Origin of the sequence: Embleya hyalina (assembly GCF_003967355.1) — a bacterium.
GTDB lineage: Bacteria > Actinomycetota > Actinomycetes > Streptomycetales > Streptomycetaceae > Embleya > Embleya hyalina.
The window spans coordinates 144,449-165,484 of record NZ_BIFH01000027.1 but is presented as its reverse complement, the minus strand read 5'-3'; the positions used below and the strand labels follow the sequence as shown (position 1 = coordinate 165,484).

Annotated in this window: 22 protein-coding genes and 1 tRNA gene; 5 read left to right on the top strand and 18 right to left on the bottom strand. The window is 68.2% G+C overall.

Features of this window, described 5'->3' with window-relative positions:
- Positions 1 to 133: 133 nt before the first annotated feature.
- The 3 genes from EMA17_RS29835 to EMA17_RS29820 all read right to left on the bottom strand — a co-directional run bounded on the left by EMA17_RS29835 (position 134) and on the right by EMA17_RS29820 (position 2,862).
- Positions 134 to 919, bottom strand: a complete 786-nt coding sequence (locus EMA17_RS29835) for a DUF2637 domain-containing protein (RefSeq protein WP_246126976.1) — start codon at positions 917 to 919, stop codon at positions 134 to 136.
- Between the two features lie 21 nt (positions 920 to 940).
- A complete protein-coding gene (locus EMA17_RS29830) occupies positions 941 to 2,269 on the bottom strand; it encodes an FtsK/SpoIIIE domain-containing protein (RefSeq protein ID WP_160161612.1) in 1,329 nt (442 codons plus the stop codon).
- Between the two features lie 260 nt (positions 2,270 to 2,529).
- On the bottom strand, positions 2,530 to 2,862 hold the full coding sequence (locus EMA17_RS29820; RefSeq protein ID WP_126640248.1) for an SCO3933 family regulatory protein: 333 nt from the start codon (positions 2,860 to 2,862) through the stop codon (positions 2,530 to 2,532).
- Between the two features lie 143 nt (positions 2,863 to 3,005).
- On the opposite strand from EMA17_RS29820, the gene EMA17_RS29815 reads away from it, so the two are divergent.
- On the top strand, positions 3,006 to 3,404 hold the full coding sequence (locus tag EMA17_RS29815) for a GntR family transcriptional regulator (RefSeq protein ID WP_160161611.1): 399 nt from the start codon (positions 3,006 to 3,008) through the stop codon (positions 3,402 to 3,404).
- Between the two features lie 154 nt (positions 3,405 to 3,558).
- On the opposite strand, the gene EMA17_RS29810 is transcribed toward EMA17_RS29815, so the two are convergent.
- Complete coding sequence (locus EMA17_RS29810; RefSeq protein WP_126640246.1) at positions 3,559 to 4,767, bottom strand: helix-turn-helix domain-containing protein; 1,209 nt, start codon at positions 4,765 to 4,767, stop codon at positions 3,559 to 3,561.
- Positions 4,768 to 5,487: 720 nt separating this feature from the next.
- Positions 5,488 to 6,216, bottom strand: a complete 729-nt coding sequence (locus EMA17_RS56400) for a GntR family transcriptional regulator (RefSeq protein WP_126640245.1) — start codon at positions 6,214 to 6,216, stop codon at positions 5,488 to 5,490.
- Between the two features lie 627 nt (positions 6,217 to 6,843).
- Between EMA17_RS56400 and EMA17_RS29800 the strand changes: the two genes are divergently transcribed.
- Positions 6,844 to 7,137 (top strand): hypothetical protein, encoded by a 294-nt coding sequence (locus tag EMA17_RS29800; protein WP_126640244.1) that lies wholly within the window; start codon positions 6,844 to 6,846, stop codon positions 7,135 to 7,137.
- Between the two features lie 1,755 nt (positions 7,138 to 8,892).
- Here EMA17_RS29800 and EMA17_RS29785 read toward each other — a convergent pair.
- The 8 genes from EMA17_RS29785 to EMA17_RS29750 form a co-directional block, all read right to left on the bottom strand.
- Positions 8,893 to 9,261, bottom strand: a complete 369-nt coding sequence (locus EMA17_RS29785; protein WP_126640242.1) for a hypothetical protein — start codon at positions 9,259 to 9,261, stop codon at positions 8,893 to 8,895.
- A 25-nt stretch (positions 9,262 to 9,286) separates the two neighbouring features.
- A complete protein-coding gene (locus EMA17_RS29780) occupies positions 9,287 to 10,651 on the bottom strand; it encodes a hypothetical protein (RefSeq protein ID WP_126640241.1) in 1,365 nt (454 codons plus the stop codon).
- A gap of 210 nt (positions 10,652 to 10,861) precedes the next feature.
- Complete coding sequence (locus tag EMA17_RS29775) at positions 10,862 to 11,617, bottom strand: class E sortase (RefSeq protein WP_126640240.1); 756 nt, start codon at positions 11,615 to 11,617, stop codon at positions 10,862 to 10,864.
- Positions 11,618 to 11,682: 65 nt separating this feature from the next.
- A complete protein-coding gene (locus EMA17_RS55480; protein ID WP_126640239.1) occupies positions 11,683 to 12,747 on the bottom strand; it encodes a class E sortase in 1,065 nt (354 codons plus the stop codon).
- A 311-nt stretch (positions 12,748 to 13,058) separates the two neighbouring features.
- The gene (locus EMA17_RS29765; protein WP_126640238.1) at positions 13,059 to 13,697 is read right to left on the bottom strand and encodes an aminodeoxychorismate/anthranilate synthase component II; all 639 of its coding nucleotides are present in this window, start codon (positions 13,695 to 13,697) and stop codon (positions 13,059 to 13,061) included.
- A complete protein-coding gene (locus tag EMA17_RS29760; protein ID WP_126640237.1) occupies positions 13,694 to 13,951 on the bottom strand; it encodes a hypothetical protein in 258 nt (85 codons plus the stop codon). Before EMA17_RS29760 ends, EMA17_RS29765 begins: the two co-directional genes overlap by 4 nt.
- 61 nt (positions 13,952 to 14,012) lie before the next feature.
- Positions 14,013 to 14,708, bottom strand: coding sequence for a class E sortase (locus tag EMA17_RS29755; protein WP_246126975.1), 696 nt, complete (start codon positions 14,706 to 14,708; stop codon positions 14,013 to 14,015).
- 49 nt (positions 14,709 to 14,757) lie between these two features.
- Positions 14,758 to 15,507: a DUF881 domain-containing protein gene (locus tag EMA17_RS29750; protein ID WP_126640326.1), complete on the bottom strand. Its 750-nt coding sequence runs from the start codon at positions 15,505 to 15,507 to the stop codon at positions 14,758 to 14,760.
- Between the two features lie 130 nt (positions 15,508 to 15,637).
- Here EMA17_RS29750 and crgA point away from each other — a divergent pair, with 130 nt between their 5' ends.
- Positions 15,638 to 15,889, top strand: coding sequence for a cell division protein CrgA (crgA, locus tag EMA17_RS29745; RefSeq protein WP_126640236.1), 252 nt, complete (start codon positions 15,638 to 15,640; stop codon positions 15,887 to 15,889).
- A gap of 226 nt (positions 15,890 to 16,115) precedes the next feature.
- On the opposite strand, the gene EMA17_RS29740 is transcribed toward crgA, so the two are convergent.
- Entirely contained in the window at positions 16,116 to 16,997 is an 882-nt protein-coding gene (locus EMA17_RS29740) for a rhomboid family intramembrane serine protease (RefSeq protein WP_126640235.1), read from the bottom strand.
- Between the two features lie 62 nt (positions 16,998 to 17,059).
- Entirely contained in the window at positions 17,060 to 17,590 is a 531-nt protein-coding gene (locus EMA17_RS29735; RefSeq protein WP_126640234.1) for a peptidylprolyl isomerase, read from the bottom strand.
- 201 nt (positions 17,591 to 17,791) lie between these two features.
- Here EMA17_RS29735 and EMA17_RS52015 point away from each other — a divergent pair, with 201 nt between their 5' ends.
- Positions 17,792 to 18,400 carry a DUF5324 family protein gene (locus EMA17_RS52015; RefSeq protein ID WP_246126990.1) on the top strand — a complete coding sequence of 203 codons (609 nt, stop codon included), beginning with the start codon at positions 17,792 to 17,794 and terminating at the stop codon, positions 18,398 to 18,400.
- 75 nt (positions 18,401 to 18,475) lie between these two features.
- On the opposite strand, the gene EMA17_RS29725 is transcribed toward EMA17_RS52015, so the two are convergent.
- The 3 genes from EMA17_RS29725 to EMA17_RS29720 form a co-directional block, all read right to left on the bottom strand.
- Positions 18,476 to 18,548 (bottom strand) — tRNA-Ala (locus EMA17_RS29725).
- A gap of 136 nt (positions 18,549 to 18,684) precedes the next feature.
- The gene (locus EMA17_RS52635; protein ID WP_170222265.1) at positions 18,685 to 18,822 is read right to left on the bottom strand and encodes a DLW-39 family protein; all 138 of its coding nucleotides are present in this window, start codon (positions 18,820 to 18,822) and stop codon (positions 18,685 to 18,687) included.
- Positions 18,823 to 19,061: 239 nt separating this feature from the next.
- Positions 19,062 to 19,886 carry an NAD(P)H-dependent oxidoreductase gene (locus EMA17_RS29720; RefSeq protein ID WP_126640233.1) on the bottom strand — a complete coding sequence of 275 codons (825 nt, stop codon included), beginning with the start codon at positions 19,884 to 19,886 and terminating at the stop codon, positions 19,062 to 19,064.
- A 126-nt stretch (positions 19,887 to 20,012) separates the two neighbouring features.
- On the opposite strand from EMA17_RS29720, the gene EMA17_RS29715 reads away from it, so the two are divergent.
- Positions 20,013 to 20,996, top strand: a complete 984-nt coding sequence (locus EMA17_RS29715; RefSeq protein ID WP_126640232.1) for a helix-turn-helix domain-containing protein — start codon at positions 20,013 to 20,015, stop codon at positions 20,994 to 20,996.
- The last annotated feature ends 40 nt before the right edge of the window (positions 20,997 to 21,036 follow it).

The window sequence follows — 21,036 nt, the reverse complement described above, 5'->3', positions numbered from 1 at the left end:
CGGTGGGTCTGTCCTTCCTGAGCGAAGACGGGCCGGGCGCGTCGACCTGGACGTGGGACGCGCCCGACCGGAAAGAGGCATGGGGCGGGTAGGGACTTGGCGTGAAGTGGTCACACCGGCCGCAAGGAGAAGGTCAGCCGGTAGAGCGGCCGACAGTTTCGACGTCGCCGAGTCGTGCTTGCACGGCGAGGACCAGGGCCATCGGAAGGCCGAGTTTCTGTTTCAGAGTGGCTGTGTCGATCGGGTCACCGGTGCGTGCGTGATGATCTTGAGCCAGTCGCCGCGCAGCTTGGACGAGCGCCGGAGGAGGTTCGAGACCATTGGTCGGACGCGACTCCACAGGTTTCGGATCTTGGGTGACCGTCGACGGAGCGGCAGGCAGATTGGGAGTCTCTTCCCGAGGCGACTCATCGGGCAGCACCGGGGCGGGTGCCGGTTCGTCATTCGCCTGGAGTTTGACCGGGGCCACGTGTCCCGGTGTGAAGTCGACCGGCCGCTCTGTGTGGAAGTGGCGCAGGAACTGTGGTCCGACCTTGCCCCAGCCCAGCAGCAGCACGGGGGCCACGGCGTCCACCGCAGCCTTGCCGTACAGACCGAGCATCAGCGGGTCGGCGACGTTCAGTGCCAGCGTCAGGAAGCCACACAGATGCATGAGTCGCGTGGCATCAGTGAGTTCGGACTCAGGAACGCCACGAAGAGACAGGTAGCGAAGGCCGACGAGCAGGCCGACGACGGATAGGTCGACCATCGGCGCAACGAGTGGCGCGATCGAGGCGGGGATGCCCAGGCGCAGAGCCAGGGCCCAGACGTTGCCGAAGGAGAAGACGAAGGCCAGCACGGCGATGAGGACCATGACGGCGGTAACGGTGCGCCGTGTGAAGACGTCGTCTCCCGAGGCAGTGTGACTGCGGTCGGGCACGGAGGGCACTCCTCCCACCGCTTACGCGGCAGCGTCAAAGGGCATTGAGGGTGCGGACTCCGGCAGCTCACGTATCTGAAGGCCCGCAGCACACATCGCGTCGTTGATCCGCCAACAGTCCTCAGTCGAGAGGTAGACCGAGCGCATTCGTGAAGGCGTCCTCATGTCACCCAGCGAGGCGATGGAGACACCCGGGGGCATGCTCCGATCGGCTGCCGTGACGTCGAGGTCGCGGCCATCCGGGAAGAGGTGGAGGAAGTCTTCAGTCGTGTCCACGCGATGGCAGATACGGGAGGACAGGTTGGTGCGGATGGCGGTAGTCAGGACATCCGCCGACGGCTTCTGTGCGAGCAACCACAGCCGCACGCCGTACTTCGCGCCCTGGGAAGCGATGGCGCTCAGTTCGGCCTCGAACGCCTCACGCTTCTTCTTGTCGGGATGACGGGTGTAGTTCGCCACCTCGTCGATCACCAGGAGAATCAGGGGCATCTCTTCCGAGAAGGTCTCGATCCGGTCCGTGCGACCGGCCCAGAAGGTGCCAGCTCGCCGTTCCATCTCCGCACGGATCTCGCGAAGGATCTCGATCGGCTCGTCTGGTTGAACCGAGCTGCTGACTGTGTGGGCGGTACGCCACCAGGGAGCCGCCGCGGCAAGGTTCGGATCGATGACCACCATCCGCACGTCGCGCATCAGTGAGGCTGCGGCCAAGAGCGTGTTCGTGGTGATCGACTTCCCCGAGCGAGTCACCCCGGCGATGAGTCCATGGGCAGACCGGCGAAGGTTCAGCCGGACCGGTTCACCGTCTTCCGTGAAGCCGAGGAAGATCGGGTCTTCGGAGGTCAGCTCCCCGGGCTGAAAGCAGAGGTCACCTCCCGACGTCATGAGGACCGAGTCGGTGTGCGTGTCGAGCGGTTCGTTCCGGAATCCGCGAACGAGAACGAGCCCCGGCTTCGGCTGCGAGATCTTGACGCGCGGGAAGCCCCACGCGTCCCTCAAGGACTCTTCGGCCGACCGCCAAGCCGTCAGACCCACCTTCGGCAGGGTGTTGGCCGTGACTGTGACGCCGAATCGGTCGGGTCGAGTCTTGAGGGTCGGAATCAGCGTCTTCGGAACGGGAGCGAACCCGTCCGGCGTCCGTAACGCGGCGAGTCGTCCCGGGGCTTGGAGGGCAAACAACCCTGCCATCGGTGCGAAGCGTCTCCACCGGCGACGTATGCGGTATGCCTGCCGAATGCTGGCCCGTGTGTCGCGGTCAGCGCGGGCATAGCGGGTCACTTTGGAGCCGCCGTAGACGGCTGCCAGACCGGCGATGGCTTCGGGAACCATGCCGACGAGATCGGGAGATCCCACAGGATCAGCCCCTTCCAGTGAGCCAGGCGAAGGGCTGGATGTCCTGCGCCCGGTTGAACGTCTCGATGGCCGCCCCGCCGGAGGCGCCCGGGTAGACCCGGGCGCCATCCAGGGAAGCGAGCATGCGCGAGGCATGGTGGATACAGCCGCGCACCTCACGACCATGCGAATCGACTACGCGCACGAGATCGGAAGCGCCGTCACATTCGCTTGAGTCGTCCGGGTGCGCAGCCAGGCATCGCGCTCGGCCGGACATGTAGTCAGGCCGCCTTCAGCGCCACGGCGGAGGCACGAAAGGCCACTCCGTGCCGCATCTGGCCGCCCATGTTGTTCTCCCAGGGCAGCGCAACCAGGCCCGTGAGGACCAGCGGCGAACCGGCGGTCAGCCCGTTCGGGAGGCCCGGCTCAGGAACCGTGACCTTCACGACGTCCGCCGCACCGTTCGCGATGAAGACGATGCCGACCGTGTAGAGCGTCGCTCCGGTGTCGCGGTCGGTGGAGACCTCACCGGTCTTCAGGTCCTTCAGCTTGACCTGCGGTTCGGTGGCGCACATGAGCATCGCGGCCGAGGTGTCAACGGGGATGGAACGCATGGTAAAGCCTCTCTGCTGGGGTATCTGTCGTACCCGGCTGACCCAACATTACTAACTCTTCTAGAAGAGTCAACCTGTATGTGTGCTCTGGATATTTAGAAGTCTTGGAAGAGATGAGGCGTATATGGCGCTACGCTCAGAACATGCGCACGCCAGCGGACGACCCGCGCCCGCCCTACCTTCAGGCTGCCGACGATCTTGAAGCAAAGATCCTGTCGGGCGACCTCAAGGCAGGTGACCAGCTGCCGTCCGGCACCCAGCTCCAGCAGGAGTACGGGATCTCGAACGGCACGGTTCAGAGCGCGCTCAAGCGGCTCAAGGACAAGGGCTTCGTCTACTCAGTGCAGGGGCGTGGAAACTTCGTCCGCGACCGGGCCGCCGAAGCCGCAGACGACGAGGCGCGGAGCGCTTCACAACCGTCCAGCCCGGAGTTCGCAGCCATCATGCGGCAGCTTGAGTCCCTGGGTGACGGCATGCAGGCTCTTGCGGATCGCGTGACTCAGCTTGAGAGCCAGGCCGGACAAGGTCAGCAAGCCGGTTGATCCTCTGCCCTAAGTCGGCATGCATGGCAGCGAGTTCTTCGAGCTTGGCCGCCACGATGCGCATTTCAGCGGGTGTCACTGTGCCCCCAAGGCATCAAGAAGACCAGCGGCGGCCCCCGATCGGACCGCCGCCGTGTACGAGCCGGCTGACTGACTAGGCGAGACCCATGCGCGTGGCCAGACTGCGCACTTCCCGCGACTTCGTGTGCTTCCCACTCGTGCGAAGGTCGTCGACCAGGTTCCGAACTTGCGGACGGTTGCGCACGTGCTGGGGCGCGATCCGGTCGGCTTGCAGGAGTGACTCCACCGCCTTGTCCTCTTGGCGGTTCATGAAGAAGCCCGCAGCAGAGCAGACCCAGTAGTGCGACTGACGTTCTGCCGATGCGATGGTGCCGATGGCGACTTCGTCAGCCGACGTCACGGCGTCCCGCGGCCGACCGAGTTCGGTGGCGATCTCCACGGCGTGAATGGTGACGTTGACCTGATTGAACTGCGTCTGGAAGACGTTGCCGTCCGACGGCACCAGCGCAGCGACCCGGGCCGCTTCTGTGAGGTGTGCGTCAGCTTCCGGCTTCGACCACAAGCGGGAGTACGCCACCGCGGCCCGGAGGTGCATCGCGCCCCACAGGGAAAGGATGGTCGGATCGCCGCCGCCCACGATGGGGTCGAGAGCATCGAGCGCTGTGATTGCAGTCGCCTTGGCATCGTCGATGGACGCGCCATGGAGCCAGACGCCGCACATGTCCCAGGTCGCAGCAGCCACAAGTTCGGGCGATCCGACCCGCTGTGCGGCGGTCAACTCGCGCTGTACGGCCGTCCACCCGAGGTCATGGTGTCCGAGCAGGTTGGCTGTCACCCGTGCCATGTGGCAGGTCCGCAGCATGAGAGCTTCGAGGCGATCGACCTCGGTTCCCGAAGCGGCCCCGATGGAGACGATCAGGCTCTCGATCAAACCGGGAAGAACCTCCCCCAGCGCGGTGAACTTGGCGTCTTGGCGGAGCCGTTCGGCGAACTGAACTTCGGCTGCCAGCTCGTCATGTGACCGAGGGGGGCGGGAGCCGACCAGCGACGACCCACCGGGCAGCGTCGCGTGATGCAGCATCCGACGAAGCGCCGGGATGCCCCCGTGGCCGGAGTCGAGTTCTTCGGTCTCGTGGCGGTAGGGCTGCCCCGTCAACTCGACTACCTCAACGCCGAGGACGTTCGCCAGCTTGGCGAGGACGCTCATCCGGTCGACAGGCACACGCCCGTTCTCAACCTTCGACACCCAGCTGACCGAGCGTCCAGCCTCAGTCGCTAACGTCGCCTGGTCCCAACCCTTGCGGTGCCGTGCCCGCGCGATCCGTTGCCCCGTTGTCTCCACGGTGGCCCCCTTCCGTAGTGATCACGAGACTACGAGTCGTCATCCGGCCCACTGGCAAAAAAACTGCTGGTCGACGCACGGCACAGTCCCAACGCCAGTATTGCGGGTGGGCTTGTCCGTCTTTGCCGCTGGTCTGTTGGCGTAAAAATCATCGAGAAATCTGAAGCTCAGGTTCTGGCAGCAAGCGCCGTGCGTTCAAACTTTCTCTACGTGTTCAAGGCGGCCCCGCACGCGGGGCCGCGCGGTTCTTGGCCGCCGGCGCGGCCCCCGCCTCCGCCTCCGGCCCAGCGGGAGCCGCGCCGGCGGCCAAGAACCGCGAAACCACGACGAGGACCAGGAGCACGGCCTGGTGGTGAAGCAGACTTCCGCAGGACAGGTTCGCAGCTGCGCTGCGAGTCGCCTGGGGGGCGACCCGTGGCCTTCGGCCACGCCGGGGGCGCGCTCGTTGCGTAGGACTTGCGTTGGCCTGGCCGAGGTTTGGCCCCGCGGCTTCGTAGGACCCCATTTGATACTCGGGTTGCGTGACCCGCGCGCCGAAACCCCGGTGTGCCACCCCGGGCCCCGGCACACCGGGGCCCGGGGCCGTGGGTCGCCTTCCGTAGGGGGCCCAAGTCGGGTGGGACGTCGGCCTTCAGGCTGCGGAGTTCGAGGGACTCGCCCTTTGCGAAGCCCCGTCACCCTGCATACACGTAGATGACGGGGCGTCAGCCGTGGGATGGATCAGTCTGCGAGTTCGTACGGGTAGCCAATGGTCAACATCGATGGCAGGCACACTTCCCCGAACTCGATGATCCCTGCTTCGTCGGACCACCTGTATCCCAGGCCGAGGATGGACGCACCAATGGGGACCCCCAGGTGTGAAGCCTCGCGCGCATCCGCCGTTCGCGCGTGCATGTCGTCACGGCCGTGCGTGATCTTCCGGCCAGTGGCGGTAAGGACCTTGTCCGTCAGCCCAGCTGCCTTGCCAACAGCCGTACTGACGAGATCCGGCACCAAGCCCAGGAACTCGACCGGATGCCACGTCACGGTCAGGGCAGTTCGCGTCTTACCGCGACCGATCACGGATTCGCGCCGAACGATTTGATCTCCGTGATCGAGCTGGAACATCTCTCGTATGTAGTTCGGCGGTACCACCAGGCCAGCGGCCGTTACGACGATGGTCTCTCCGTCCATCAACGCCGACTTCGTACGGTGCACCCGGGTGAGTCGGTCACTCGCCGACGCCGAGGAGTACGGAGCATCCGCTACGTATGTTCCCCGTGGGGATGTGTACAGGACCTTTTCAACCACCAGGTTGCCAAGGGCCCGACTCACGGTTGCGGTGGTTGTTCCCCAAGAGTCAGCAAGTGCCTTGTTACTGGGCAACTTGGTGCCGGGGGTTATCTCGCCGGACAGGACCTGAGCCCGGTAGTGGTCTGCGATCGCTGTCCATCTGACGTTGCTAGGCATGCCACGCTCTCTCGTTTGGGCGAGCAAACTAGTTCACTCGCAGGGTAACTCAAATCTTCCCAAGACCGTTCAGTGCGAACTAGACCACACGCTAGCGTCATCTAAGTCACTCAAGTTCGCGGAGGCGCAGCATGGTTGAGCCCAGTCACGGCCGTTCGCCGGGTGGCGGATTCAACGAGTTGCCGCAGTCTTCGCGTAGCGAAATGACCCTCTCGATCCGTCGCATCGATCAGGACGGCACACGGGAACTCATCGCGCACACAAGGGTTTTCGGGTCAGCGTCGGCCCCGTGGCCGTGGGGCGACGGAGCGCCCAGGAACGAGCCGCCGTGTGCGTGCTCGGCGAACTGCCGCTACCTGCATACCGATTACTGAATTGCCCCTGGTGTCGTCCCCGGCCCGAGCCCCCGACACCAGGGCACCCGACTCCGGCGTGCCGTGTCGGTACACCCCGCGATACGGCACGCCGGACACCAGCCGATTAGGAGGACGGGCGCATGAGCCGTGGCGAATCACTGTTGACCCCGCGAGAGATTGCCCAACGGGCCGTCATCGTGCGGCGGGCACGTCGTTGGTATCTCGCTCGCGCGGACGCGTGGTTCCCTGCTCCCCGCCGAGGAACCCCGTCGTGACGCGCCCCGACTTCGTGGTGACCGCAACCGGCGATGTTGTGCCGGTGATCGAGGCACGCACCCTGCCGCCCCGTGAGGAACTTCGCCGCGCGCCCGAGCGGATCAAGGTTGGCGATTGGGTCGCCCCGCGCCCCGGGTTCGGCCACGACGCCTACCTCGCCGGGCGGGTCGAGCGAGCCGAGAATTCACCCGGGCTCGACAACGACCAGGTGGTCATTGTGCTTCCGCCGGGCGGCATGCCGTACATGCTGAAGGGTTCCGAGTTGTACCGGGCCAAGCCGCCGAGCTGACCCTCACCCTTGCTCGCGCGATGCAGATTCGCGGCCCGCAGGATCGCGCCGTCTGGGCGGAGTTGATCCAGTGAACCAGCTTCAACGCCAGGGCACTTTCGGGTGCGGTGAAGCTCTTCCGCGCGGACCAGGGGCAGACATGCAAGCACCTGGGGGCCGTCGCCTAACGGCCCCCAGGCATAGCCGATCAGCGATTCCTGAGCAGGAGCTGACCAAGCAATGACAGAGCTTATTGCCCGCTTACTCGGATGGGTTCTCGGACGTCCCGCCCCGTCGACGGCGACCGGCATGCATCGTGCTCGCCCCACAAGCAGCCCGAGCCGACCCCGCCCAGCCGGACCGAGCACGCCCAGGCCCACGCGGAAGGCCAGTGGTGTGACTTGGCGCGACTTCATCCCGCCGACGTCCGAGGACGTTGCTGCCCGCGAGCCGGCTGTGATCGCCGCACCTGGCCCTGTGTCCTCCGTGCTGGCTGAGCCCGAGTTCGAGCCCGGTTATGTGCTCGTACGTCCGTTCGTGACTCGGCTTTGGGAGGAGCGAGCCCGGAAGCAGGCCAAGGAGGATGCCTACTGGGTCCGCCGCGGCGAACAGATGGAGCGGGAAGCCGCCGAGCGAGAGCAGCGGGAAGCCGTGCGACGGCACGAGGGAGTTGTACGGCGAGAGCGCCGAGACGCAGCGGAAGCCGGCCGCGCCGGATGCGATCGACCCTTCACCATCACATCCCGAGGGACCGCCTTCGTATGACGCTGCCTCAACCTGCACGCAAGCGTTTCTGCCATCGCTGCTCGGAGATGCGGGATGACGTCGAAGTCGTACGCCGCGTGGTCACCGCGAGCGGACCCGGGTGGAGCGAGTACGCGTGCAGACGATGCTTCGATCGGACCGGGCCAAGCACGCCCGTGGGAGCCGAGGTGCCCCCGTTGAGTCGAGCCTGCGAAGCCGATCTTGTTCCCATGTATGTGGGGTGATTTAGGGGTGAGGAACGGACGGGAAGGCGCCGGAACCCGTCGCAACCCGGGGCAACGGTCCTTGTGACGCAAGGGTCCTCTGCGTCTGCCCAGGTCAGAGGGGTGCCCGAGCATCCCTGATAAGGAAGAGGCCACAGGTTCAAGTCCTGTTAGGCCCACTCTCGTACATGCAGGTCAAGGGCCCTTTCCCGTACGCCGGGGAAGGGCCCTTGATCAACTTAGGGGCCATTTAGGGGTGAGCCGAATCAGGCCGCCCGCCCTTCCAGGAGTTCGGCAATGACCGCCTCCAGGTGCGGAAACCAGGTTATGAGCCGGGCGCGTTCATCGTGGTTGAGAGCGTCCAGTACTTGCCGTTCCATCTCCGGCGTCACGTGCTTTCGTAGACCCGCGCGATGTCCGGCATCCTGTGGCCGAGCCGAGCCCGCCGAGCGACCTCCCGAATCTTGGCTTCCGCAAGCCACGTCGACTGCGTGTCCCGCCCTTCGTGGAACGTGAACCACCACGATCCGGTCCGAGTGTGGGAGATCGTCGCGTTGGAGGTCGACGGCATCGCCTCCGAGCCCTTCGAGTTCGGGATCTGCCGTGGCCGTGATCCTGTTCGTGATCGCCTGGATCCTGCCTCGCACCCGCGCGAACCGAGGGGTTCGCATGACGACGGCCGGTGGAGGGCTCGGTGTGCGCTTCTTCCGCTGGTGCTCGGGGTGCTGTTGGGCTTCCGGAGACAGAGCCCACCCGTCGGGCCGGTAATGCCGTGCGTTCAAACTTTCTCTACGTGTTTGGACGGGCTTCATCGGTTCGGAGAGCCTTCGATCGCCTCGAAGATGTCGCAGTCTGTTTCCCGCTGCCAGTCCGGTAGGTCCGCCCAGTCGGCGACGTAGCCCGGCTTGGGGTCCTCGAAGTGCTTGAACATCTGCGCCGTCCAACAGGTGGCGACGAAGCGCCCCTTCTGCTCGCGAGTCAACCGTGCCGCATGTCCCGTGCTCAGCTCCAGGAACTGTCGAACCTGTTGGTACACGGCGCCGGCGGCCTTGCGCTCCCACTCGGGGGTGTCGTCCCAGGGCGTGACGTAGCCAGGCTTGGGTTCGCCCGGGAAGTGCTTGTGTACGCCGGCGATCCACGTTTCGCGGAACAGCCTTGCCCCGTCGTGATCCGACATGTCCACCCTCTCCTCACGCCGTGTTTCAGTGTGATGATCTCGGCTCTCGGATCTGCGAACGATCATCTTGAACAACTTTGGGCCGAGTTGATCGCCCGACTGTTGCCGGGGTGTCGGTGTGGCCGGTGGATTGTCGGGTTTGGCGGCCGAGGTAGGCGGACCATGCGTCGGGTCCGCGGCGCAGTTGCGCCTCGGGGTCGTCGTCTCGGAGTCGGGTCAGGTGGCGCCGTGCGGCCGAGAGCGCTCCGCCGGGGCCGGGTACGAGTTCTCGAAGGGCGACGATCGAAGGGCCGACTCGGCGCGCGTCGTCCCCGTCGGTGATGCGGAGCCACGCCGCGTGGGCGCAGTCGGTGGGGCCCAGGACGGTCGCGTGGTCGTTGGGCAGGGCCCGCATGCGTCGTCGGGCGACGTCGCGGTACAGCTCGCAGGCCTGAAGGTAGCGGCCGGCCATCGCCGATGCCCAGGCGTGGACTTCCCGAGCGGCCCATGAGTCGGGGTGCTCGATCCCCAGAGTCGTTGCCAGGCGGTTGTCCAGCTCTCGGGCCACGAGGACGGCGACTGTGTGGTCACCCGCTTCGCTCGCCGTCCGAATCCGGGTGAGATCACCCGTGTACGCCGCCGGGTCGGACGGTTGCAGGCGCGTCTGTGCGAGCGGCCCGGCAGTCCTGACGTCGGAGGGGGCGAGCGCGGCCGGCGCCGCCCCCGGGTGGACGTTCCCCAGCCGCAACCCGGGTACATCCGGTACGAGTTCCACGGTGTCGACCGCCAGACCGGCCCGCTCCACCACCGCACGGTGGATGTCGGACGGATGCACCTCGGCGGGCACCCGAGGTATGCCCCGCGGCAGTACCGCGGACAACGCGCGGGTGAAGGGGCTGGTGCCGTCCGCCGACCTGGCCGGCGGGTTGATCACGCCCCACACCGGCAGGCCGCTCGTCAGTGGCGCCGGGGTGCCGTCCCGAAGTCGGGCCCAACTCTGCGCGTCGGTGGCGAAGTCCGCGATGACCAGTGTTTCGCTGCGAGGCCGCGAACGAAGCGCGTTCACCAGCCACTCCCACGGCAGCCCGTCATAGCGCACGCTGCGCGGCGTGGAGTCCCGCAGCCCGAGATGCGGAGCGCCGGTGCGATCGAACATCAGCAGACCCGAGACGTACACGACCACGGGCCCCGGGGTTCGTGCCGCGGCCTTGATGCGGCTCAGTACCGCGTGGGGGTTGACCGCGTCGTCTATCTGAACGACGTCGACACCCGAGGCGCCGGGGGCAAAGCACGCCGGGGGTACCTCGGTCATCGCGCCCAGGTTGGCGCCGGTGCCGCGCAACTGTCGACGGGACGCACGACCCCGCGCGCTCTCGATCAACAAGAGGTGGCCCCGTACGGCAAGGGTCATCTTCACCCTCCGTTGCTGAGATCGAAAGGAGAGTGAAGCTATCAAGCGCTGTCGTCGTTTGGGTAGGGACGGCGAGTCGCCGGGCCGTATCCACAGGTCCGCCGATGGGGGGTGGGTTCGATCCTACGGCTCCGGGCGGCAGCGTTGTCGGTGCCGAACCGTGACGGCGTCCTCGCGGCGCCCCGTGCCTTCCCGGTGTCCGCCCCGCGCTCAGCGGCGCAGGGCCGCCGGCTTCGCGTCGCCCTGTTTCGGGTCCGTCGTGGTGAGTTCGCCCCAATAGATCATGCGGTTCTTGGAGGTGAATTCCGGATCGCACGTGGTCAGGGTGATCAGGCTGCGCCCGGCGGGCCCGCCCAGGTCCGGGGGGCGGGAGGTGAGGACCGAGCCGTTGGAGGGCTTGGTGATGAACGGGCCCTTGACGATCGTGTACGTGAACCACTGGGACTTGGTCTCCACCACGACCTTGTCGCCCGCCCGCAGGTTGTTCAGGTGGCGGAACGGCTCGCCGTGCCCGTTGCGGTGGCCGGCGAGGCCGAAGTTGCCGGCGCCGCCGGGGCCGACGTAGGGCGGGTACGTGTAGTGGCCGACGCCCTTCGAGAGCGAGGCCAGGCTCGACCCCTCGATGATCGGCTGGTACCAGTCCGAGCCGAGCCTGGGGATCCACAGGATGGCCAGCGTCTCGCCGCGGATGGTGTGCGAACCCACCACCTTCTGGCCGTCCTTGCCGCCGTCCACGCTGACGTCGGTGGGACCGTCCAGGACGTCGGTGGGTTGCTGCGCGGCGGGTGGTTCGGCGGTGCCCTGGCGGGCCCAGTCCTTGCGCAGCTGTTCCACCTCGTTGCGGGCCTCGGCCCGGGCCTCGAAGTTGGTCCAGTAGAGCTGGTGCACACACAGCAGCAGGCCGACCAGGCCCAGGGTCAGGAGGAGTTCCGCCCCGACGCGAATCGTTTTGCGTACAGCGCCCATGGGTCGACAGCTTGGCACAGACAAGAAGTTCGGTCAGGACCCGGAGACCGGAATGTGATGCGCCGTCACTTCGCCCCGGACAGCAGCGCGTCCGGTTTGCCCTGGGAACGCGGCCGCTCCTCCTCCAGGTGGCCCCAGACGATCAACCGATACGTCGAGGCGCCGTCCGGCGTGCACGTGGTCAGCGTGATGTAGCGGCCGGGCTTCGTGTACGGCCCCTTGTCGGGGATCGGATCGATCACCTGGATGTGCGACGGCGAGGTCTGCGGCAGGTCCGCGTCGACGGTGTACGTGAAGTACGTGGTCGCGGTCTCCACGACCACCTTGTCGCCGGGCTTGAGCTTGTTGATGTAGCGGAACGGCTCGCCGTGCCCGTTGCGGTGCGCGGCCACCGCGAAGTTGCCCTGGGCGTCCCAAGGCATCGCCGTCTTCGGGTCGTTGTAGTGGCCCACCAGGCCGTTGTTGAGCACCTTGCCCCGGTCGGTGCCCTCCGCGATCGCCTGCTTCTCCATCCCGATCCGGGGGATGTACAGCAGCGCGAATCCCTTGTTCGGGGCGACGTACTGGCCGGGGTTGCGCGGGTCGACCACCTGGCCGGGCGTGTTGTTCCAGCTCTGCTGTATGTCGTGCGCCTCGTTCCTGGCCTTCTCCGCCGCCACGATGTTCGTCCACCAGGTCAGGTACACCACGTACAGGACGAGCAGTACGCCCACCGTCATCGCGAGTTCGCCCACCAGGCGGGCGCCTGCGGTCAGTATCCGCGCGCCCGTCGACGGCTTGGCCGCCCGCCGCCGGGCGGCCCGTCCGGCACCCTCGGCCGGCCCCGGGCGCGCGGGTGGAGGGGAGCCGCCCCGGCCGGCCTTCCTCCGCTGCGCCCTGCGTCGCTCCGCCCGCCCGCCGGGTACGACCGCGCCGCCGCCCGGCGACGGCGGAACGGCCTCCGGAGCGGGCGCGTACGCCGGGTCGAGCACCGGATCGGCGCCCACCACCCCCGCGTCGGCCCGAAACCACGCGTCCATCGCGTCGGACGCCTCCACGGCGCCCGCCGCCCCCACCCTGTCCGGCGCACCCGCCGAGGCCCGCGCCCCCGGCAGCGCCCGAGGCGCCTCCACCATCGCCGCCGGCGGCATGTGGACCGCCGTCTCCTCGATCGACTCGGCCCGCTGGCGTTGCGCGGCCCGCCGACGGGCCGCGCGCCCGCCCGGAATCGGGTCCGAAACGGCCGGAAGGGCCGCTGTGGGCGGTGCGGTGAAGCCGGGGTCGACCAGGTCCCGCGCATAGTCCTCGGGCGCGTACGGGACCGGCTCACCCGCTCCGTGCCGGCCGCCCCCACCCGAGGCGTGGGAACCGCCCCCACCCGGCCGATACGAGCCGCCCTCACCCGGCCCATACGGCCCGGCCTCGCCCGCCCCGTACCCGCTGTCGGGTATCGACCCCTCCGTCAGGCCGGGAGCGGCGTGCGCCCGACGACGGGTGCCAGACCCGCCGACCGGTCCGGCGCCGTCGGGTCCCCGCAACTCACCAGCCAGTTCGCCAGCATCCGGTGGCCGTACTCCGTCAGCACCGACTCCGGGTGGAACTGCACGCCTTCGACCGGTCGGTCGCGGTGCCGCAGGCCCATGATCACGCCGGTCCCGGTCCATGCGGTCACCTCCAGTTCGGCCGGAATCGTGTCCGGATCCACCGCGAGCGAGTGATAGCGCGTCGCGGTGAACGGCGACGGCAGGCCGGCGAAGACGCCCGCCCCCTCATGCACCACAGGGCTGGTCTTGCCGTGGAGAAGCTCGGGCGCGCGGCCAACGGTAGCGCCGTGCGCCGCCGCGATGGACTGCATCCCCAGGCACACCCCGAAGACCGGTACCCGGCCGCCCTCGCGGCGCACCATCTCCATACAGATCCCGGCGCCCTCGGGTGTACCGGGGCCCGGGGACAGCAGCACGCCGTCGAATTCCTCGGCCTCCTCGACCGTCACCGCGTCGTTGCGCCGCACCTCGCAGGTCGCGCCGAGTTGGTAGAGGTACTGCACGAGGTTGAAGACGAAGCTGTCGTAGTTGTCCACGACGAGAATGCGCGCGCTCATCCCGGCAGCCCCCCCGGCAGTGACGAGGGCGAAGTCGCCGAGGTCGCACCGGCCGGACGCGGCGCGCCGCCGGGTCCGGTGGTGTTCGTCACGTTGTCCTGATCGACCGTCACATCGCTGAACGGCAGCAGGGGTTCGGCCCACGGGAAGACCCACGTGAACAGCGCGTACACGATGGCCAGCACCAGGACCAGGGAGAGCAGGAGCTTCACCCACACGTTCCCCGGCAGGGTGCGCCAGATCCAGCCGTACATCAGGCCCAGGCCCTCTCTCGCTCGCCGCCCGCGCGGCCCGACTCGCTCATCCCCGCCCCGCTCATCCCTGCAACGCCGCCGGCCGACCGGACGACAGCGGAGTGCGCGACTCCAGGTGACCCCAGACGATCAACCGGTGCGTGCTGCCGAACTCGGGTTCGCAGGTGGTCAGGGTGATGTATTTCCCGGGCGCCGTATAGGCCTTCGCCGGCACCGGGTCGAGCACGTGCACATCCTCGGGAACGGTCTTCAGGACCGCTTTGTCCCCGGGAAGGCTGACCGGCTTGTCGATCGAGTAGACGAACCACTCGGTGATGCCCTCGATCACGACCTTGTCGCCCACCTGCAGCTTGGGCACGTTCAGGAACGGGTCGCCGTACGTCTTGCGGTGCCCGGCGATGGCGAAGTTGCCGTCCTGACCCGCCTGCGCGCTGCCCTTGTACCAACCCAGGCCCTTTTGCAGCTCCTTGGGCGTGACCCCGGGCCGGATCGTCTTGTACCAGCCGTCACCGAAACGGGGGATGTACATGGTCCCGAACGGCTCACCGTCCTCGTAGGGGGCCTGCGCCGCGGGTGCCTGCGCGACCGGCACGTCCTTGGGCACGGTCGCCCCGATCCGCTTGCGCGCCTCGTCGAGCTTGTGCATCTCGTCGGCCCGCGCACGATCGGCCAGCACGCCGGTCCAGTAGAGCTGATAGACGACGAACAGCAGGATGACGACGCCCAGTGTGATGAAGACCTCCCCGAGGCCTCGCATCGTGGTCCGCAACACTGTCGTCAGACTCCCCTCGGTTCACCGCTGCCGATCACGTCCCGGAGACTTTCGCATACTCCAGGCCCAGCGGGCCCGTATACCCCGGCGCATCGATGCGCTTGCGGTCCTCGACCTTCCACCCGAGGCCGAACGCCTCGACGTAGTCGGTGTAGTTGGACACGCTCTTGCTCTGATCCAGGGCGCGCCGCAGGGCGCCGATGTCGCCGACCGCCGAGATCACGTACGGGGGCGAGTACACCCGGCCGTGCAGGATCAGCGTGTTGCCGACGCAGCGCACCGCGGACGTGGCCACGATCCGCTGGTCCATGATCTGGATCGCCCGCGCGCCGCCGTTCCACAGCGCGTTGACCACACCCTGGATGTCCTGCTGGTGCACCACGAGGTCGTCGGCGGTGGGCTCGCGCACCCCGGGTACGCGCGACTTGGCGTCCGGCGGGGCGTCGGTCAGGGTGACCGTCAGGCCCTCGCCGGAGACCGGGGTGACCCCGGCCGGGTCCGCGACGGCGTCGATGCGACCGCGCGCCTGGGGGTCGTTGGCCTGCTCCTGGACCAGCCCGTCCACGTCCCGCTGCAGCTTGGACAGGTCCTGCTGGGCACTCTCGTTGCGCCGACCCTGGTCCCGGATCACGTCGGAGAGTTTGAGCATCTGCGCGTCGCTGCGCAGATTGGTGCCGTGCGAGGTGTCGGCGCTGATCCAGAAGAGCAGACCGGCCAGGGCGAACACCACAAGTGCGGACAATCGGGGTACGATCGCACGCCAGGACATCCCGGACGGCCGCATGGCGAAGATACGCACGTCGCCGTACCCTCCTTCCGGACCTGACAGCGACTACGCTAACCGACACATCACCGGATCGTGTCGCGTGTGCTGCGCACCCACTCGTCCGGCTACATCGACAGGAGAGACTCTCGTGCCGAAGTCCCGGATCCGTAAGAAGGACGACTTCACCCCGCCGCCCATCAAGAAGACGACCATAAAGCTGGACTCGCGCCGCTGGGTGGCGCCGTTCATGCTGGCTCTCTTCGCGATCGGCCTGCTGTGGATCGTGGTCTTCTACGTGACCGACATGCGCTTCCCGATCGAGTCCCTGAAGAACTGGAACATCGTCGTCGGCTTCGGCTTCATCGCCGCCGGCTTCGGCGTGTCCACTCAGTGGAAGTAGCGCATACGCGCAGCTCAGCGAGTTTTCCCAGGGAGACTCCACAGAGTTATCCACAGTGGGGATAACTGGGCGGATCCTGTGGATAACCCGTTACTGTCCAACGACCGGCCGGGATGTGGGTAACGGCTCGCATCCCGGATTCATCACTCCGGGTCATTGGTAGGATTCATGGAGTGACCGTGTTCGGTCCTCGGATCCCGGGCCGCCCGCCCGTCGCCCTCCCGCCTCAGAGGATCTGCGCGGTCCGGATCAGCACGATCGCCACGACGACCGCCAGCACCGCGAGCAGGCTGCCCACCTGGATCAGGGTCCGCTGCCGCGCCGGCGCGTAGACCAACCCGATGGCGGCGAGGGTGCCCGCGACCAATCCCCCGAGGTGTGCGCGCCAGTCGATCGTGCTCATGTTGAGGAACGTGATCATCAGGTTCAGCGCCAGCAGGATGATCAGCGGCTTCAGGTCGTAGTTCATCCGCCGGCCGAGCACGATCATCGCGCCGAACAGCCCGAACAACGCGCCCGAGGCGCCCAGCGAGCCCTGGTTCGGTTCGGCGATCAGATACGACAGCGCGCTGCCGCCCAGGCCCGCGACCAGGTAGAGGGCGATGAACCGGCTCCGGCCCAGCGCCGCCTCCAGCGGCGGCCCCAGCATCCACAGGCCGAGCATGTTCAACCCGATGTGCCAGAACTGCTGGTGCAGGAACGTCGCGGTGAGCAGGCGGTACCACTGGCCCTCGGCGACACCCTGCCACTCGCCGCCCATGAAGAAGCGGCCGACCAGTATCCACCGGTCCACGAACGTGTTGCCGAGCACCTGGACCAGCACGAAGACGGCGAGGTTGAGCCCGATCAGCGACTTGGTCACGATCGCGGTCGCGGTGGTGGGCGCGACCCGGCCACCCGCCACGGTGCGCGCCTCGCGGACCTGGCGACTGCCCTGCCGGACACAGTCCGGACACTGGAAGCCGACGGACGCGCTCACCATGCAATCGCCGCAGACGGGCCGCTCGCAGCGCGTACAGCGAATGTTCGACTCCCGATCGGGATGCCGGTAACACACGGGCGGACCGGCCGGGCCGGTCGCACTCGGCTGCTGCTCGTCGGGGCTCATGCTCACCTTCAGGCACGCGCCGCGGGCCGGGACCCGAGGGCCCCGGCCCGTGCGCTCGGGGTTCAGGACGAGACGGTCTCGACCTCGACCGAGTTGATCACGACGTCGGAGGCCGGACGGTCGCGCATGTCGGTCTGGGTACCGGCGATCGCGTCGACGACCTTGCGGCTCTCCCCGTCGGCGACCTCACCGAAGATGGTGTGCTTGTTGTTCAGGTGCGGCGTGGCACCCACGGTGATGAAGAACTGCGAACCGTTGGTGCCCGGTCCGGCGTTGGCCATCGCCAGCAGGTACGGCTTGGAGAACGCCAGGTCCGGGTGGAACTCGTCGGCGAAGCGGTAGCCCGGGCCACCGGTGCCGGTGCCCAGCGGGTCACCGCCCTGGATCATGAAGCCGGAGATGACGCGGTGGAACACGGTGCCGTCGTAGAGGCGGTCGGTGGTCTTCTGCCCCTTGGCCGGGTGGACCCACTCGCGCTGCCCCTGCGACAGCTCCACGAAGTTCGCGACCGTCTTCGGTGCGTGGTTCGGGAACAACCGGATGCGGATGTCCCCGTGGTTGGTCTTGATGGTGGCGAAAAGTTCCTCGGCCACTGATGTGCCTTCCCTACGGTTACACGGACGGTCTTCTTGAATCCTCGAAATCCTCGCATGCCGCGGGCGGCTCCTGCCACGAGACCACCGCGGTCATCGTTCCACCGTACGGATCCCGCGCCGATACGCGGCGCATGATCCCGGGATCGTCGGGAACAGATAGCGGATGAACCCGGCGAGGAGGAGGATGTCGTGACCCGCATGGATCCGGTTCGCGAGGCGACCGGCAGGACCAGGGACCGGCTTGCCCCACACGCCGCGTACGCCAAGGAGGCCGCGATCCACTACGCGGGCGCGGCCCGTGAGCGAGCGGTCGAGACCACCCGCGAGAAGGTGGTCCCCGCGCTGGTGAACGCCAAGGACACGGCCGCGCCGCACGTCGAGCACGCCATGGAGACGGCCCGCCACCGGGTCCGCCACGACGTGGTTCCGCGCGTACACTCGGCGGTCGACCAGGCCCGGGGCGCCGCCGAACCCGTCCGCGACGAGGCCCTGCTGCGAGCCGGCGCCGCGCTGTCCGTCCTCAAGGGCGAGATCAGCGCCGATGACGTCGCCCGGGCCGGCCGGGCCAAGCGGCGTCGGGCCCGCGGGCGCAGGTTCCTGGTGATCACGCTCGTCGCGGGTGGCGGCTGCGTGGCCTTCTCGTGGTGGCGCCGCCGCAACGCCCGGCCGGAGTGGCTGACCGACGAGCCCGACGAGGCCCCGCAGGGTTCCGCCACCACCCCGCGCACCACCGCGTCCCTCGACGACGAGGCCAAGCTCGCCGAGGACGAGTTCCGCTCGGCCGCCCCGAAGCGGGACGCCGACTGACCGGCCCGAACACACGGACGAAGGGCCCGGCATCGTGCCGGGCCCTTCGTCGTATCGCGACTCGTGGATCCTGTGTGGAGCCTAGGGGAGTCGAACCCCTGACATCTGCCTTGCAAAGGCAGCGCTCTACCAGCTGAGCTAAGGCCCCTCGGTACCGAACCAGGTTAGCGGCAACCGGGCCGCGGTTTCACGACACCTCACCCGGGGAATTGCGACGTTTCACGTGAAACGTCGCAATTCCCCGAGCGGGTTCAAGCCTGCGCGGGGTCTCCCGCACGATCTGTTCAGCGAGTGCCGGTACCCGCCGGAACCGCGTCCGTCGCCTCGGTCCACAGATCCTGCTCGGCGCGATCCGCCTGAATCTGCCGGTAGACCAACAGGCCGGCTACAGCAGCCAAAGCCACCAGGATCAGCTTCTTCATCAGCGTGGCCTCTCCGTCCTGCGAGTGACGTTCGTGCACCTGTCCGCGTGCCGTGGGCGCCGCGGTCGGGTCGGGCTCGACAATAACAGGTGGACCGAGGCACCGACCAATACCGAAAGTCGTGGTCCGAGCGCCGGTCGTCGACCCCCGGCGAAGCCGGTCCGCGCAGGTCGCCGGCCGTTTCGCGGCCCCGAACCGCCCCCGCGTACCGGGGAGTCGGGCGCGACCCGCCCCCGGGCTCAGGCACCCGACCGCACATGCATGTCGATCCCGCTCGTCCCGGGCCCCTCGACGCCCGGCAGCAGTCGCATCTCACGGTCGTAGTCGCCGCCGTCGAGCGAGCGGAAGGCCACCGGCTCGTCGGTGAACAGCGCGTCCAGCCGTCGGCCGTACTCCTGCCTCGCCGCCTCGAACCGCTCCGGCGAGACGTCGTTCGAGCCGAACACCGCGAACGGCTCCAGCGGGGCCAGGCCGGCGAACCAGAACAACCCGTGCTGGAGCGGGAAGAGCAGTTCCGCCAACCGCCCGTGGATGCCCCGGTCGGAGAACGCGGTCTCCCGGGCGCCGGCCGTCACCGACAACAACGCCCGCCGCCCGGCCAACGCGCCCTCGCTGTACGGGGGCGGGACCTCCGGGCCGTAGGCGAATCCGGCGGTGAACACCCTGTCGATCCAGCCCTTGAGAATCGCCGGTGCGGAGAACCACCACATCGGGAACTGCAGGACGATCGCGTCCGCCCAGAGCACCTTCTCCTGCTCGGCGGCGATCTCCGGGGCCAGCCGCTCGGCCAGCGTGGCCCGCTGCGACTCGGCCATCACCCGGAGGCGGTGGTCCGCGACGTGCTCCGGGAAGTCGTCGCCGTCCACCACCGCCTTCCACTTCATCGCGTACAGGTCGGACACCCGCACGTGGTGTCCCGCCGCCCGCAATCGCTCGACCGCGAACTCGGTCAGCGCGCCGTTGAGCGAACGCGGCTCGGGATGGGCGGCGACGACGAGGACCTTTCGCGACGACGGCGACGGCGACGGTGTGGGCCGGGTGGACCGCGGTGTGGTGGGGTTCATGGAGCCAACGCTCCTCCGGGCGCGAACGGGTAGCCAGGACCCGGTTCGACCGGCGGAACCACGTTCCTGGTACCGCGAGGACCACACAGACCCGGCACCCGGCCGGTGCCGCGCATACTTGACCGCATGAACGGGGTGGAGCAGGGCGAGCGTACGACCGGCACCGAGCGGCATACCGGGGCAAAGGCCGTGCCCGCGGCGCACACCGACCACGACGTCGAGGGCGTCGGCGACGTCCGGCGCGCGCTGGGCGGCTTCCTGCGGGCCCGCCGAGGCCGAGTCGAACCCGAGCACGTCGGGCTCGTCGGCGGTCGGCGACGCCGGGTCCGCGGCCTGCGCCGCGAGGAGTTGGCCCAACTCGCCGGGATCAGCGTCGACTACTACGTACGCCTCGAACAGGGTCGGGCCACCCAGCCCTCCCCCGAGGTGCTCGACGCCCTCGCCCGCGCGCTCGGCCTCGACGCCGCCGAACATCGACACCTGATCACGCTGGCCGGCACCCGCCGCGTCCCCGCGCCGACGGCCCGGGTCAGCCCGCTGATCCAGCAGATCCTGGACTCGCTGACCCGGCTCCCGGCCTTCGCCACGAACCACCGCCTGGACACGGTGGCCTGGAACGACCTGGGCGCCGAACTCGTCGGCGGCCTGGCCGACCCGAGCCGCCGCGACCGCAACAACGCCAGGTTCCTCTTCCTCGACCCCGCCTCCCGCCTCGTGTTCCCCGAGTGGGAGGAACGGGCCGAGGACGCGGTGGGCCAGCTGCGGGTCTCGGCCGGGCGCTACCCCGACGACGCGGAGCTGGCCGGGCTGATCACCGAACTCTCCACCCACAGTGCCGAGTTCCGGCGGATCTGGGCCACCGGCAAGGTGTTGGTCTGCGGCGCCGGCCACAAGAGCGTGCACCACCCGGCGGTCGGCCCGATGCACCTGGACTACGAGACCCTGCGCGTCCCCACCCCGACGGGCGACACCGCCCTGGAGATCCACGTCTTCCGCGCCCGCCCGCACACCCCGTCCGCGCTCGCCCTGTCCCACCTGGCCACACTCGTCACCCGGGCGGCCACCCCCGACCCCACCCCCGCCGAGGCGACCGAGGATCTCCGGACGTAGCCCCCGCCCATACCCCGGCCCGGCCGCCGGGGCGTCGGGT